The sequence below is a fragment of the Pelodictyon clathratiforme genome, from assembly GCF_982375515.1.
Window position 1 is genome coordinate 698,318 of record NZ_OZ455102.1, and the last position, 14,898, is coordinate 713,215.

The window sequence follows — 14,898 nt, forward strand, 5'->3', positions numbered from 1 at the left end:
GCTTCGGATAGTGTATTAGCCGAAGTCGTGTTCCTTCGTGATGTTCATCTTATTATCAAAAGGAGTTTATTATGACAAAAGCTGTTGTTACGGATCCGGTTACTGTTACTGTTACCCTTCGTCATTCAAATAATCACAACGATATAGAAGAGTATGCCCGCAATGCCGTGCAGGCTCTTACGAGAATTTATCCGGGTATCATCAGTTGTCATATTATTCTGGACCATCAGAAAAATGATTTTGAAAAGAACAAGCTTGCTGAGATAACGGTGCATGTGCCGCAGAATGTCCTGGTTGCAAAAGAGGCCTGTACCGCCTATGAACTTGCTATCGACACTTGTGTCGATGCCTTGAGTCGTCAGCTTCTGAAGTACAAGGAAAAAATGCAATAACAGCGAGGCTCCCAGAAGGGTGCGGGGTAGCCTTAAAGAAAAGCTTCGCACTCTTCACTTGAGTTTACTAACCCTTCTATTGTCAGAAGAGATGAATTTGGATCAAAAAGGATTAAAAAAGCGATCCATTACGGTCGCCTATTTTTTTAATACCATCGGTAAAAAAAACGATATCAAATTTCGGCGTCTGAACGAAGTTGACGAACAGAAGCGGCGGATTTTTGAGCGTGATCTTCATCGGCCGGGGCTTGCTCTGGCGGGTTTTACCAATCTGTTTACCTACAAAAGGGTGCAGATTTTAGGGAATACGGAGACAAGGTTTTTAAATCATCTTGAGGAGGAGGAGAGGAATCGGGTCTTTGCCAACCTTGTGCGATTCAAAATGCCATGCATTATTCTGACCAGTAATAACAAACTGCCCCAGAATCTTCTTGATATGGCAACCAATGCCGATATTCCTGTCTACGTCACCCGATGCTCCTCTACGAAAACCATCTATATTGTGACGGGTTTTCTTGATGACCAGTTTTCGCTTTATCAGCAGTATCATGGTTCAATGGTTGATGTTTATGGCGTCGGGGTGCTGTTGACCGGCAAGAGTGGTCTCGGAAAATCAGAGATTGCGCTTGATCTTGTTGAACGGGGTCATGGTCTTGTGGCCGATGATGTTGTTGTTATTCACCGCAAAGGGGAGTCGATGGTGCTCAATGCCAAACGAAACAATATCATTGACCATTTTATGGAGATCCGTGGTCTTGGTGTTGTTGATGTGAGGGCGAACTTCGGTATCCGGGCAATTCGTGATGTCAAGGAGGTGCAGGTAGTTGTTGAACTGCTCGAATGGAACAAGGAGATCGTCTATGAACGTCTTGGTCTGGACATTAAATCAAGAAAGATTCTCGGCGTTGATGTTCCGCTGGTTGAGTTACCCATATTTCCAGGGAAAAACATTACCGTTATTATCGAGGTGGTTGCACTCAATTTCCTGTTGAAACGGTATTCAAATTATGTTGCAGCCGAAGCGCTGACCGACAGGATAAACGATGTGATCAACCGTGAGAAGGGAGAGGAGGATAGTTATGAGTAAACAAGGTACAAAGAGGATTTTCGCGACCTGCAGGCTTGGATGCGGCCTGTTGCTTGCTGCGTTTGTGCTTTTTCTCTCTTCCTGCAACCGCCACAACGGAAGTTCCGGTGAGGCTGGAACAAGAGGTGGGGCAATGGATTCCACACTTGTTATTGCCATGCTTGGTGATGCCGATTATCTTAACCCCGTGCTTGGCAGCACCGTTACTTCAGGCAATATTATTGGACTTATCTATCCATCTCTCTTGCAGAGTGAGTTTGACACCTCGACCGGGCTTTTGAACTATATGGCTCTTGAAAAAAAACTGCGGGAAGTAATGCCCGGTCAGGGGAAAAAAACACCGAAAGGGGCCATTGCAAAGAGCTGGCAGATGTCGGCGGATCAGAAATCCATTACCTACATTCTCAGAAATGATGCTTTCTGGAATGACGGCAAGCCTGTTGTTTCAGGGGATTTCAAGTTTTCCTACCAGTTGTATGGCAATCCGGTGATCGCCAGCGCCCGTCAGCAGTACCTGGCTGAGTTGGTTGGTGCCGACAAGGGAAAGGTTGATTTCGACAAAGCCATTGAGACTCCTGACGATACCACCCTTGTCTTCAGGTTTTACAAGCCTGTTCCGGAACATCTGGCACTTTACCATACATCATTGACGCCCCTTCCGGCTCATCAGTGGAAAAATGTCAAGCCTGACGAATTCCGTCACTCACCGCTTAATCTCGAACCGCTTGGGGCAGGCCCCTATAAACTGAAGAGCTGGAAGCAGCAGCAGGAAATTGTACTCGCATCAAGCCGGAGCTCGAATCTCCCGAAACCCGGAACCATTCCGCTGATTACCTTCAGGGTTGTGCCCGATTATACGGTCAGGCTGGCGCAGCTTCAGACCGGTGCGGTGGATGTTGTTGAAAATATCAAACCGGAAGATTTTACGGCTCTTCTGAAGGCCAATAGGCAGATTGATGTCAAAACGATTGGTCTGAGGGTCTATGATTATGTTGGCTGGTCAAATATCGACCAGAATGAGTATCACAAAAGTGGCAGGGTCATGCCTCACCCCCTGTTCGGTTCGGCGCGTGTTCGGCTTGCCCTGACGCAAGCCATTGACCGCGAAGCGATCATTGACGGCTATCTCAAGCAATATGGGGTAATTTGTAACACCGATATTTCACCATCACTGAAATGGGCCTATAATGAACGGGTTGCGCCGCATGCCTTCGATCCTGCACGTGCTTCAGCCCTGCTGAAGGCTGAGGGCTGGACGCCTGGGCCGGATGGTATTTTGCAGAAACAGGGCAGAAGGTTCAGTTTCGTGCTCTATACCAATGCCGGTAATGCGAGAAGGAACTATGCAAGTGTTATTATTCAGCAGAATCTGCGCTCAATCGGTATCGACTGCAAGCTTGAGGTTCAGGAATCCAATGTCTTTTTTGAAAGTCTCCAGGAGAGAAAGCTTGATGCATGGATGGCTGGATGGTCCATTGGTCTGGAGATTGATCCTCTTGATGTCTGGGGTTCCGATCTTAACAAGAGCCGTTTTAATTTTACCGGTTACCGCAATCCGAGGATAGACGAGCTCTGTGAGCTTGCCAAGCAGAAGATGGAACCCACGGGGGCAAGAGCGTACTGGCTTGAATATCAGGAGATTATACATCGTGATCAGCCGATCACCTTTCTCTACTGGATCAAGGAGACGCAGGGCTTCAGCAAGAGGATTGAGGGGGAAGAGCTCAATATTTCAGGTGCTTTTTATAATATTGACGACTGGAGGCTGCGTCCTTCAGCCAATGTTGCACTATAGGGTCTTATGCTGATTTATATTCTTAAGCGGCTTTTGATTGCCATACCGCTCATTTTTGGGGTACTGACCCTGACCTTCTTTATCATTCGGCTTGCGCCTGGTGATCCTGCTGCCTTTTTCATTCAGCCGGGGATCAGTCCGAACGTTGCCGAACAGATCAGGGCACAGTATGGTCTCAACGATCCCGTGCCGGTACAGTATGTCAAATGGCTTGCCAACGTTCTGCAGGGTGATTTCGGGCGCAGTTTCAGCCGTGCCCAGCAGCCGGTTTTTGATGTTATTGCCGATGCGTTACCGATAACCGTGACCATTGCGGGTTTGACCCTTATTGCAAATTTTACCTTCGGTATCCTTATCGGGATTATCTCTGCAGTGCGCCAGAACAGCTTTCTCGATCGTTTTCTGACCGTGACGGCCCTCTTTTTTTATTCGATGCCGGAGTTCTGGTTTGCCTTGATGATGATTATTCTTTTTGCCCTGAAGTTTCCCTTTTTTCCAGCGTCGGGTCTGAACGAAATTGGTGCGGAGGGGTACGGCCCGGTTGGTTTTGTGCTCGACCGGTTATGGCATCTTGTGCTTCCGGTTACGGTGCTCAGCATCAATGGGGCTGCCGGTATTGCCCGTTATGTCAGGGGTAGTATGCTTGAAGTTATCCGGCAGGACTATATCCGCACCGCAAGGGCCAAAGGGTTACCGGAGAAGGTTGTTATTTTCAAGCATGCCCTTCGCAATGCCCTTCTGCCGGTGATTACTCTTGTAGGGAGTTCGCTCCCCTTTATTTTCAGCGGAGCCTTGTTTATTGAGGTTATCTTTGCTTTTCCGGGTATGGGTCGCGTTACGGTAGAGGCAATTTTTGCAAGGGATTATCCACTCATTATCGCCAATACCTTTATTTCCGGTTCTCTGATTGTACTGGGTAATCTGATTGCCGATGTCTTGTATGCCGTTGCAGACCCACGGATAAAGCTTTGAGGGCATTGATTCCTATGACCGTTCAACCTCTAATATTTTCTCTTTGAGAATAGAGCTGCTCAATACACCTCCTGATGCCAGTGAAACACGGATTGAGGAGCAGATACGTCCACTCCGTATGGATGCTTTTGCTGGTCAGCAACGGCTTACCGATAATTTGAGAGTTTTTATTTCTGCGGCAAAAATGCGGGGCGAAGCGTTGGACCATGTTTTGTTGTCTGGCCCTCCAGGGCTTGGCAAAACGACGCTTGCTTACATTATTGCTTCTGAAATGGGGAGCAGCATCAAGTCAACGTCGGGTCCTCTGCTCGACAAGGCGGGAAATCTTGCGGGGCTACTGACCGGGCTGCAGAAGGGGGATGTGCTCTTTATTGATGAAATTCATCGGATGCCACCGACGGTTGAGGAGTATCTGTACTCAGCAATGGAAGATTTTCGCATTGATATCATGCTCGACAGTGGACCCTCTGCAAGGGCGGTACAGTTACGTATTGAGCCCTTTACCCTTGTTGGAGCCACGACACGTTCCGGTCTTCTGACCTCGCCCCTCAGGGCACGATTTGGTATTAACAGCCGTTTCGACTACTATGCTCCGGAACTTCTGGAAGGAATTATCAGAAGAGCTTCGACCATTCTTGGTATTGGCATTGATGCTGAAGCCGCATCAGAAATTGCCGGACGTTCACGGGGCACTCCCCGTATAGCCAATCGGTTGCTCCGCCGTGCACGTGATTTTGCACAGGTGGATGGCGAATCGTTTATAAGCCGCTCTATAGCCATGAAGACTCTTGACTGTCTTGAAATTGATGAGGAGGGTCTTGATGATATGGATAAAAAAATCATGGAGACCATTGTCAATAAATTTAATGGAGGACCGGTTGGTATAGCTTCTCTTGCGGTCTCGGTAGGGGAGGAGCAGGATACTATCGAAGAGGTTTATGAGCCCTATCTTATCCAGGCAGGTTATCTGACAAGAACAACACGAGGCCGGGTTGCTACCCGGCAGGCGCTTATCCGTTTTTCAACTGCTTCTGAAAGAGATGAAATTTCTTTGTTTGATGCGCAGCCGACTTCCTGAGTTATTGGTAGCCCGACCTCTCCGGGTGAGCGTCAGCTCTTTTCTGCATATGGCGGCAATTTCCTCTGTTCTTCTCTTTTCGGGCTGTGCATCCTCCAAACCTGTGCTTTCTGGCAGTACCGTGCCGGATTCTGTTGTTGAAGCTTCAAAAAGAGAGTTCGTTGCTGCGTCACTGAAAAGTGCAAAAGGGGACTATCGTGAGGCAGTCGAGCGTTACCGGAAGCTGCTTCACGATCAACCCTCAAATGCTGCGATCCATTATGCACTCTCGAAAGCATGGGTCGCTCTTGGAGTTCCCGATTCTGCCCGTCTGTACAGTGAAAAAAGTGTTTTGCTCAATCCTCGCAACAAGTACTATACAGCTTTTCTTGCCTTTCTCTCTCATCAGATGCATGATTACGGTCGCGCAGCCGAACTCTATCGGCAACTCGCCGTTCTTGATCCGGGCAGCACGGAACCACTTACAAGCCTTGCTCTGGAGTATCTTGCAGTCGATCAACCTGAAAAATCCCTCGCTGTTTTTCAGGAAATTTTGGCACGGGATCCAAAGAATGAGGATGCTCTGGTGCAAATGCTCTTTGTGGAAATAAAGCTCACACACTACCAGGAAGCGATAGCTACCGTGAAGGAGCTTATTGGGCAAAGCGACAGCAAAGAGAAGTTGCATCTTACCCTTGGGGAGCTTTATCTGCAGACCCGTCAGTATGGCCTTGCCTCCAGGACATTCAGGGAGCTTCTCAAGTCGAATCCCGGTTCCGTTTCGGCATGGCTGGCGTTGTTCGAGGTCTCTGTCCAGTCCGCAAACCATACCGCTTTCCTTGAAGATCTCAACCGGTTTTACAATACCAATAACGTAAATCTTCAGAAAAAGATAGAGCTTGCGAAACTTTTTCTTGTCCGTGCGTCAAGAGAGAGTTCCTTTGTTGATCCTGCGTTCGTCATGATTGGCGAAATGAACCGACGCCATCCCGGCAATGGTCAGATTTATGCGCTTCGTGGCATGGCTCGGTTACAAAAGCGGGATGTGGCGGCTGCGGTGATCGATTACAGGAAGGCTCTTCTTCTTGAGCCTGGCAGTATCGAAATATTGGAGGAGCTTGTTGCTCTCCATCTCATGAGGAAAGAGTATCGGCAGGCAGGGGAGATACTCTACAAGGCTAAAAAAAGGTTTCCTGTTCTGACTTTCAGGCTTCAGGTACAGGAGGGTGAACTGCTCTTTCAGACAGGAAAGATCAAAAAGGCAGCACTCTTGCTTGAAAAGGTGTTGTTGACGAAAGGTGCGCAAAAGGAGAAAGCTCTCTACCTCCAGGCATCTGGCACGCTCGCCTTTTGCTATGACACTCTTGGTTTTACTGATAAAAGTATTCTTCTCTACAAGAGCATTCTTGAACGGGAGCCTGATAACCTTCTTATGATGAATAACCTCGCTTATATTCTCGCTGTGGCGGGAAGAGAGCTGCCGAGGGCCAAAGAGCTTGCTTTGAAGGTGGTTGAGGCTGAACCGGCCAATGCTGGTTATCACGATACGCTTGGCTGGGTGCTGTTCAGGTTGGAAGAGTATGAACGTGCAAGGGAGATTCTGGAAAAAGCAGTTGGGCTGGATCCTCTTGAGGCTGAAATAGCAGATCATCTCAGTCAGGTTTATGAGAAACTTGGAAACCTTGACAAAGCCCTTGAGCTGAAGAAAAAGGCTGCACGCCTGAAAGCCAGGTAGTGTTATCCGATCCGGGAGTGCGTTTTGAGCGCAGGAATGGGTTTGTGGTATAAGCAGAAATGAAAAACGACGGTATGGAACCGTCGTTTTTCATTTCTCTTGATTTCAGGGCAGGAGCTTGTTATTTAAGCTCATCAAAGGGGCGTGCTGCAAGATATTCGTAATGGGCCCAGCGAGCATCTACCTCTTTCTGGATTGCTGCGTAGTACTCTTTGGCAAGTACCGGATTGCTCTTTTTGAGCATCCGGAAGCGGTTTTCCATATCAAGGAATTGGGCAACCGGTATCTTTGGCTTCTTCGAATCAAGTATCAGCGGATTTTTTCCTTCAAGCAAACGTTCCGGATTGTAGCGGTAGAGTATCCAGTGGCCGGAATCAACCGCAGCTTTCTGATTCTCAAGAGCGGTAGACATGTTGATACCGTGGGCGATACAGTGCGAATAGGCGATTATGATTGAAGGCCCGTTGTAGGCTTCGGCTTCAATGAACGCTTTCAGCGTCTGTTCATCCCTGGCTCCAAGGGCCACTGATGCAACATAGGCATTTCCGTAACTCATCGAAATCAGGCCAAGATCTTTTTTCGTTACCGCCCTTCCTGCGGTTGCAAATTTCGCTACCGCAGCCTTCGGTGTTGCTTTTGACGCCTGTCCTCCCGTGTTTGAGTAGACTTCGGTATCAAGCACCAGAAGGTTGACATTTTTGTCACCAGCCGTTATGTGATCTACGCCGCCATAGCCAATATCATAGGCCCATCCATCGCCGCCGACGGCCCAGACACTCTTTTTGACAAGCATATCGGCTACCGAGAGCAGGTTCTTTGCATCAGACGAATCCATCTGACGGAGTTTATCCTTGAGGATTGCAACCCGTTTTCTCTGTTCAAAAATTTCAGGCTCATTGATTTCACTGGCCTCAAGAAGTTCTGTCGTCAGCGTATCACCAATTTGTGAAGCGAGGCGCTGCAGAAGCTCACGAGCATATTCCCGCTGCTTGTCGATGGAGATCCTGAAACCAAGTGAAAATTCAGCGGTATCTTCAAAGAGCGAGTTGGACCATGTCGGGCCACGACCGTCCGAATTTTTGGTATAGGGGGTAGTGGGGAGGTTTCCACCGTAAATTGATGAACATCCTGTTGCATTGCCAACCACCAGACGGTCACCGAATAATTGGGTCATCAGCTTGACGTAGGGGGTCTCACCGCAACCAGAGCAGGCTCCTGAAAATTCGAAGAGTGGCTCCTGAAGTTGCTGTTCCTTGACCAGTCGGGTGTTGATCTTGTTCCTGTCATATTCAGGAATATTAAGGTAGTAGTTCCAGTTGTCAACCTCGGTTTCACGAAGTGAGGATTGCTCATGCATGTTGAGCGCTTTTCTTCCAGGGTTGTTTTTATCCCTTCCAGGACAGACATGGATGCAGATTTCGCATCCCGTACAGTCTTCCGGGGCGATCTGGATGGTATATTTCATCCCTTCCCAGTTCGCGCCCTTTGCTTCAGTGGATTTAAAGGTACGTGGTGCATTATCGAGATACTTCGGATCGTAGACCTTGGCGCGGATTGCAGCATGGGGACATACAATAGCACATTTTGCGCACTGAATACAGATGTCGGATTCCCAGACAGGAATTTCATCGGCAAGGTTGCGTTTCTCAAATTTTGAAGTTCCGGTCGGGTAGGTGCCATCCACAGGCAGCTCGCTGACAGCAATGTCGTCACCCTCGCCGGTAATGATTTTCGCCAGAACATTACAGACAAAATCAGGCGCCTCTCCGACAATGGGCTGACGAAGCTCTTTTGTACTGTTGGCAACGGAGCCAATGGTAACCTGATGCAGGTTCGAGAGCGTTTCATCAACAGCCTTTATATTCTGGTTGACAACATCGTCACCCTTTTTGCCATAGGTTGTTCTGATAGAATTCTTGATCTGCTCGATTGCCTCTTCGCGGGGCAGAACACCCGATATTGCAAAAAAGCAGGCCTGCATGATGGTGTTGATGCGCTGGCCCATCCCGCTTGCGTGTGCAACTTTATAGGCATCAATGGTAAAGAGTTTTGCCTCTTTGCGGATCAGTTGTTCCTGAACGATTTTCGGCAACTTTTCCCACAACTCTTCGGCCGAGTAGTGGGTATTCAGAAGCAGGGTGCCATTTTTCTTGAGATTTTTGACCACGTCAATCATTTCAAGGAAAATCCAGTGGTGACAGCCAATGAACTGGGCCTCGGTGATCAGGTAGGTTGAACGAATCTCCCTGGGGCCAAAGCGAAGATGTGATGTCGTAATTGAACCTGCTTTCTTTGAATCATAGACGAAATAGCCCTGGGCATAGTTCCCGGTATTTTCACCAATAATTTTAATGCTGTTTTTATTCGCGCCGACGGTACCATCTGACCCAAGGCCGTAGAAGAGCGCCCGGAACATCTCGTCAGGCTCGATCAGGAAGCTCCGGTCATAATCAAGACTGGTATGAGTTACATCATCGTTGATACCGACCGTGAAGTGGTTTTTCGGTTTTGCAGAAGCCATGTTGTCGAAGACAGCCTTGACCATTGCGGGTGTAAATTCCTTTGATGAGAGACCATATCGACCACCGGTAATGGCTGGAATGGTTTTCATCAATCCATTCTGTACTCCTTCAAGCAGTGCATTGACGGTGTCAAGATAGAGTGGCTCTCCAGCGCTTCCGGGTTCCTTGACCCGATCCAGTACAGAAATTGACTTGACCGTGGCAGGAAACGCCTTGATGAAACGTTCGATATCGAAGGGACGGAAGAGACGGGCGTGGATGACACCGACTTTTTCACCCTGATTGTTGAGATATTCAGCGGTTTCCCTGGCGGTTTCGACTCCGGAACCCATCAGGACAATGACGCGTTCAGCATCAGTTGCACCGTAGTATTCATAGAGGTTATAGTGGCGACCAGTGAGCTCTCCGAATTTCGCCATCGCTTTTTCAGTGATTTCGGCGCACGCATTGTAATAGCTGTTGACCGTCTCTCTGCCCTGAAAATAGACATCGGGATTCTGGGATGTGCCCCTGATAATTGGTGCATCAGGGCTCATGCGGCGGTTTCTGTGTGCTATGACGAGATCATCATTGATCATCTCTTTAATGATATCATCGGCAATGATCTCTATTTTTGAGATTTCATGAGAGGTTCTGAATCCGTCAAAGAAATGAAGGAATGGAATTCTTGATTCAAGGGTTGCAGCAGCCGTAATGAGCGCCATATCCATGACCTCCTGAACGGAAGCTGATGCAAGCATGGCAAAGCCTGTTCCGCGAATTGACATGACGTCGCCATGGTCTCCAAAGATCGAGAGAGCCTGCGCGGCCAGCGAACGTGCCGAGACGTGAATGACGCACGAGGAGAGCTCACCGGCTATTTTATACATGTTGGGAATCATCAGCAGGAGCCCCTGTGACGCAGTAAAGGTGGTTGTTAGCGCACCGGTCTGCAGGGAGCCGTGAACCGCTGCCGCAGCGCCAGCTTCACTCTGTAACTCGTCAATTTTGGGGACAGTTCCCCAGATGTTGGTTTTTCCTTCGCTTGCCCATGCCTCCGAATATTCCCCCATCGGTGATGCTGGAGTGATCGGATAGATACAGATAACTTCACTGGTGCGGAAAGAGATATGAGCCAAAGCTTCATTTCCCTCCATTGTTTTATAAGTCCGGCTCATACTGTCAGTCACTTGAAATTTGTATTGATAAGGGTATGTGCAGATCACCGATATGGAAAGTGAGAAGGAACTGCAAGCGTTATAATCGTAAGACAAGAAAAACAGAGAAAAAACCCACTTCTGGGTGGAAAGAAAGATATAAAAAAAAATGAATTTGATAAATTTAATTAGATTTCTGTTTGTTTTATGGTGAATCCGGCGGATGGGGAACAATCCCCCGAACAAGTTTGCACGGTTCTTTGCTATTTTTTTAATTATAGAGTAAATGAGGTGTTATGGACGCGGAACATTCCGAAAACATTGTCTATGGCAGGAATGCCGTACTTGAGCTTCTCCAGCAAAAGCCCGAAAGTATTGAGAAGATCTATTTTCAGTTTAACACCTCTCATCCAAAACTGAAGGAAATTGTTATTACCGCAAGGCGGCTGAAGCTGGTGAGCGGCAAAGCCCGGCTTGAAAAACTTTCCCTTATTGCCGGCACAACAAAGCACCAGGGAGTTTGTGCTCTTATCAGTTCGGTCACCTACTACTCGCTTGAAGAGGTGCTGGCAACTCCCCGCAATACCTTCCCGCTTCTTGTGGTACTGCAGGGGCTTGATGATCCCCACAACATCGGAGCCATAATAAGAACTGCTGAAGCTGTGGCTGCCGATGCAGTTGTGCTTGTTGAAGGAAAGGGCTCTCCTGTTAATGCTGTCGTTCACAAGGCCTCAGCCGGAGCGCTCTCTCATATGAGAATTTGCAAGGTAAAAAGCCTTGTGCGTGCCCTTGAACTTCTGCATCAATGCAATGTTCAGGTTCTTGCGGCTGATATGGAAGCAGAACTCAATTATACCGATGCCGACATGAAAAAATCGACAGCCATTGTGCTTGGTATGGAAGGGAGCGGTATTGCACCTGAAGCGCTGCAATTCTGCGATCATGTTGTCCGCATTCCCATGGCAGGCTGCGTTGAATCCCTGAATGTCAGTGTGACGGCCGGTGTGCTGCTTTACGAAGCCATGAGGCAGCGGCTTGCATGAGCGAACCGCTTTTAACCGGCTGATTTGACGGGATTGCAAAAAAATATTACCTTGTCTTGCACAAAGACGAACCCTTATTTTGGGTTGGACACTCCATCAACATACTTTTTCTCCTCGCCATGACTATTCCCGAAGATCTCCGTTATACCAAAGACCATGAATGGATTAAACTGCTCGAAGATGGCAGCACCGCACTGGTCGGCATTACTGACTTTGCCCAGCACGAACTTGGGGATATTGTTTTTGTTGAATTGAAATCTGCCGGAACAGTGCTGAAACAGCATGAGGTCTTTGGTACAGTCGAGGCGGTAAAAACCGTTGCCGATCTTTTTGCTCCGGTTGCCGGTGAACTGCTTGAGCTGAATGCTCTGCTTGACAGCGCTGAAATTGTCAATCAGGATCCATACAACGATGGCTGGCTGGTCAAGATGAAGGTTGCCAGTCCGGAAGCAGTTCATGCACTGCTTGATGCTGAGGCTTACCGTCAGCTCACAGGGGAGTAACCAATGCCATTTATTGTCAATACTGCCAGCGAAAGGGATGAGATGCTCAAGGCAATCGGGGTCAGCTCCTTTGATGATCTGCTTGTTGCTATTCCTGAAGAGATACGACTGAAGAGAGCTCTCGATCTTTTTCCGGCTTCAGATGAACCCCAGGTTCGAAAACTGCTGGAGGGCCTTGCTTCTGCTAACAAGAGTACGGCTGATTATGTCAGTTTCCTTGGAGGAGGGGCTTATGATCACTTCATCCCCGCAGCCATCAAGACCATTACCTCCCGCAGCGAGTTTTATACGGCATATACGCCATACCAGGCTGAGGTCTCCCAAGGCACCCTGCAGGCAATTTACGAATACCAGAGCCTTGTCTGCCGTCTCTATGAGATGGATGTTGCCAATGCCTCCATGTATGACGGGGCGACGGCCTTGGCTGAAGCAGTCTTGATGGCCATGAACGTTACGGGTCGCAGCAAGGTTGTTGTGGCTGGTAAGCTGCACCCGTACAACAGCTCTGTTCTGAAAACCTATCTTGAAGCAGCCGGTCACCATGCAGTTATACAGAACACTCTTGAAGAGGGTGTTGGCAGCATTGATGCACTGAAAGAGCTTGTCGGTGCCTCGGTTGCTGCCGTGGTTGTGCAGCAGCCCAACTTTTATGGCTCTCTTGAAGATGTTGAAGCGATCGGGGCCATTGCCCATGAAAACGGGGCGCTTTTTGTTGTCTCCGCCGATCCGCTTTCACTTGGCATGCTTGCAGCTCCCGGAAGTTACGGGGCAGATATTGCCGTCGGTGAGGGCCAGCCCCTTGGTACGCCTCAGAGTTTTGGAGGCCCATACCTTGGCATTTTTACCGTGAAGCAGCAACTTGTCCGCAAAATTCCCGGTCGTCTGGTCGGTATGACCAAAGACAGGGATGGAGAAGATGGCTTTATTCTTACCCTTCAGACCCGCGAGCAGCACATCCGGCGTGAAAAGGCCACGTCAAACATCTGCAGCAACCAGGCGCTCAATGCCCTTCAGGCGGCCATCTATCTTTCACTGCTTGGAAAAGAGGGGTTGCAGCAGGTTGCCACACAATCAGCACAGAAGGCCCACTATCTGGCAGGAAAAATAGCTGCGATTCCTGGATTTTCCCTGAAATACAAGGCGCCATTTTTCCGGGAGTTTGTTGTTGAAACACCAATTCCTGCAGCCGCAGTAATTGAACGGATGCTTGAGCACAAGCTCTTTGCAGGCCACGACCTTGCTGTTCACGGAGAAACTGGATTGCTTGTTGCTGTTACGGAGAAAAGGACAAAAGCGGAGCTTGATAGTTTTGTTGACAAGCTTGAGGGGATTACTGGAATATAGGAGGGTATGGGACTCAGGGGACTTATAAGCTTTTCAGCTACCGAGTTGTCGGTAGCTGAAAAGCTTGAAGTTGGTGTTGTTATATGAGTCCCAGTGACTCCAGTTCCTGGTCGATAAGCAGCTTGTTCTCTGCTGATAGTGGTACCAGGGGCAGCCGATAGTTCTCCTCAATCATCCCCATTCGTGACAGGGCGTATTTGACGGGTACAGGATTGCTCTCAATAAAATTAAGTTTCAACAACTTGCGATAACGGCGGTTTATCCTCCGTGCCTCCTCAAGATCGCCCAGCCTGGCAGCTTCGACCAGTTGCTTGATCTGTGAGGGAATCTGGTTTGCCGCAACCGAGATTACCCCATCCCCACCCATGGCCATAAAGGGCAGAATCAACGAATCCTCACCGGTGAGTACAGAAAAATGGTCTGGACGCTCCTCAAGAAGTTCCGAAATCTGGCTCATATTCTCGGTAGCCTCTTTGACAGCCGCAATATTTTCAAAATCTCTTGCAAGCCGCAGAATGGTTGAAGCCGCAACATTGCATCCTGTTCTTCCCGGAACATTGTAGATGATAATTGGCACCGTGACGGCCTCGGCAATATGGCGGTAATGCTGATAGATTCCCTCCTGCGAAGGCTTGTTGTAATACGGAGCCACGGAAAGAAGGAGTGATGCACCCGCTTTTACCGCGTTCTTTGCAAGGGCTACGGCGTGTGGGGTAGAGTTCGTGCCAGCGCCTGCTGCCACCAGGGCTTTCCCGTCCACCTCATCCTTTACAATGCGGATAATGTCAAACTGTTCATCTTCGGAAAGAGTTGGCGACTCACCCGTCGTGCCGCAGGGGATGATGATATCGGTTCCTGCTGCGATCTGAAACTGTACCAGTCTCCTTAATGCATCGGTATCAACCGTCATATCCTTTTTGAACGGGGTTACCAGCGCAACGGCAGATCCTGAAAGGTATCGTGTGGACATACTATTTTCTCTAAACTTTACAAATTCAACTGAAAACTCTCTTTTATGTTCCTCTGTTTTTTTTGTCAGGAAGATCAGGAATATACAGAGAAAGGTAATTTGTAAAACGGAATTTATCGCAAAACCCCTTAATTGTCAGCAAGCGCAGGCTAAATCAGCAGCAACTTGTCCCAAATGCCCACACATCCAGTTCTCTTCCGTACCATAACCCAAGTCACCCAAACAGCTTTTCTCCTTTAATCCCGGCAGAGGTTACGACTCACCTGGTGTTGAAAAATACGGTTCAACGTTTAATGTGATTATTTTGGGGTTGTTATTTTTTCGTGCATAACTTGAATGAAT

General features: G+C 48.5%; 11 protein-coding genes. 9 read left to right on the forward strand and 2 right to left on the reverse strand.

Annotated elements, in window-relative coordinates:
- Nucleotides 1-71 precede the first annotated feature (71 nt).
- The 6 genes from hpf (at nt 72) to AC56AD_RS03410 (ending at nt 7,038) form a co-directional block, all read left to right on the forward strand.
- A complete protein-coding gene (gene hpf / locus AC56AD_RS03385; protein ID WP_012507479.1) occupies nt 72-392 on the forward strand; it encodes a ribosome hibernation-promoting factor, HPF/YfiA family in 321 nt (106 codons plus the stop codon).
- Nucleotides 393-483: 91 nt separating this feature from the next.
- A complete protein-coding gene (gene hprK / locus AC56AD_RS03390; protein ID WP_012507480.1) occupies nt 484-1,479 on the forward strand; it encodes an HPr(Ser) kinase/phosphatase in 996 nt (331 codons plus the stop codon).
- A complete protein-coding gene (locus AC56AD_RS03395) occupies nt 1,472-3,274 on the forward strand; it encodes a peptide-binding protein (protein WP_012507481.1) in 1,803 nt (600 codons plus the stop codon). Before hprK ends, AC56AD_RS03395 begins: the two co-directional genes overlap by 8 nt.
- A 6-nt stretch (nt 3,275-3,280) precedes the next feature.
- Nucleotides 3,281-4,246, forward strand: coding sequence for an ABC transporter permease (locus tag AC56AD_RS03400; protein ID WP_012507482.1), 966 nt, complete (start codon nt 3,281-3,283; stop codon nt 4,244-4,246).
- Nucleotides 4,247-4,289: 43 nt separating this feature from the next.
- A complete protein-coding gene (gene ruvB, locus AC56AD_RS03405; protein ID WP_012507483.1) occupies nt 4,290-5,324 on the forward strand; it encodes a Holliday junction branch migration DNA helicase RuvB in 1,035 nt (344 codons plus the stop codon).
- Complete coding sequence (locus AC56AD_RS03410; RefSeq protein WP_012507484.1) at nt 5,305-7,038, forward strand: tetratricopeptide repeat protein; 1,734 nt, start codon at nt 5,305-5,307, stop codon at nt 7,036-7,038. The genes ruvB and AC56AD_RS03410 overlap by 20 nt, the downstream gene beginning before the upstream one ends.
- A gap of 121 nt (nt 7,039-7,159) precedes the next feature.
- Here the strand turns inward: AC56AD_RS03410 and nifJ are convergent, their stop codons facing one another.
- Nucleotides 7,160-10,717 (reverse strand): pyruvate:ferredoxin (flavodoxin) oxidoreductase, encoded by a 3,558-nt coding sequence (gene nifJ / locus AC56AD_RS03415; RefSeq protein WP_041526411.1) that lies wholly within the window; start codon nt 10,715-10,717, stop codon nt 7,160-7,162.
- A gap of 275 nt (nt 10,718-10,992) precedes the next feature.
- On the opposite strand from nifJ, the gene rlmB reads away from it, so the two are divergent.
- The 3 genes from rlmB to gcvPA all read left to right on the forward strand — a co-directional run bounded on the left by rlmB (nt 10,993) and on the right by gcvPA (nt 13,586).
- Nucleotides 10,993-11,739: a 23S rRNA (guanosine(2251)-2'-O)-methyltransferase RlmB gene (gene rlmB / locus AC56AD_RS03420; RefSeq protein WP_012507486.1), complete on the forward strand. Its 747-nt coding sequence runs from the start codon at nt 10,993-10,995 to the stop codon at nt 11,737-11,739.
- Nucleotides 11,740-11,858: 119 nt separating this feature from the next.
- Nucleotides 11,859-12,242 carry a glycine cleavage system protein GcvH gene (gene gcvH, locus AC56AD_RS03425; RefSeq protein ID WP_012507487.1) on the forward strand — a complete coding sequence of 128 codons (384 nt, stop codon included), beginning with the start codon at nt 11,859-11,861 and terminating at the stop codon, nt 12,240-12,242.
- A gap of 3 nt (nt 12,243-12,245) precedes the next feature.
- Complete coding sequence (gene gcvPA, locus AC56AD_RS03430; RefSeq protein ID WP_012507488.1) at nt 12,246-13,586, forward strand: aminomethyl-transferring glycine dehydrogenase subunit GcvPA; 1,341 nt, start codon at nt 12,246-12,248, stop codon at nt 13,584-13,586.
- Nucleotides 13,587-13,665: 79 nt separating this feature from the next.
- Here gcvPA and dapA read toward each other — a convergent pair whose 3' ends face one another.
- On the reverse strand, nt 13,666-14,556 hold the full coding sequence (gene dapA / locus AC56AD_RS03435) for a 4-hydroxy-tetrahydrodipicolinate synthase (RefSeq protein ID WP_012507489.1): 891 nt from the start codon (nt 14,554-14,556) through the stop codon (nt 13,666-13,668).
- Nucleotides 14,557-14,898 lie beyond the last annotated feature (342 nt).

Bases quoted from the DNA above. Each gene is read 5' to 3' on its own strand.
- AC56AD_RS03410 (WP_012507484.1), top strand. From the start codon at position 5,305: ATGCGCAGCCGACTTCCTGAGTTATTGGTAGCCCGACCTCTCCGGGTG.
- nifJ (WP_041526411.1), bottom strand. From the start codon at position 10,717: ATGAGCCGGACTTATAAAACAATGGAGGGAAATGAAGCTTTGGCTCAT.
- AC56AD_RS03400 (WP_012507482.1), top strand. From the start codon at position 3,281: ATGCTGATTTATATTCTTAAGCGGCTTTTGATTGCCATACCGCTCATT.
- hpf (WP_012507479.1), top strand. From the start codon at position 72: ATGACAAAAGCTGTTGTTACGGATCCGGTTACTGTTACTGTTACCCTT.
- gcvH (WP_012507487.1), top strand. From the start codon at position 11,859: ATGACTATTCCCGAAGATCTCCGTTATACCAAAGACCATGAATGGATT.
- AC56AD_RS03395 (WP_012507481.1), top strand. From the start codon at position 1,472: ATGAGTAAACAAGGTACAAAGAGGATTTTCGCGACCTGCAGGCTTGGA.
- rlmB (WP_012507486.1), top strand. From the start codon at position 10,993: ATGGACGCGGAACATTCCGAAAACATTGTCTATGGCAGGAATGCCGTA.
- gcvPA (WP_012507488.1), top strand. From the start codon at position 12,246: ATGCCATTTATTGTCAATACTGCCAGCGAAAGGGATGAGATGCTCAAG.
- hprK (WP_012507480.1), top strand. From the start codon at position 484: ATGAATTTGGATCAAAAAGGATTAAAAAAGCGATCCATTACGGTCGCC.
- dapA (WP_012507489.1), bottom strand. From the start codon at position 14,556: ATGTCCACACGATACCTTTCAGGATCTGCCGTTGCGCTGGTAACCCCG.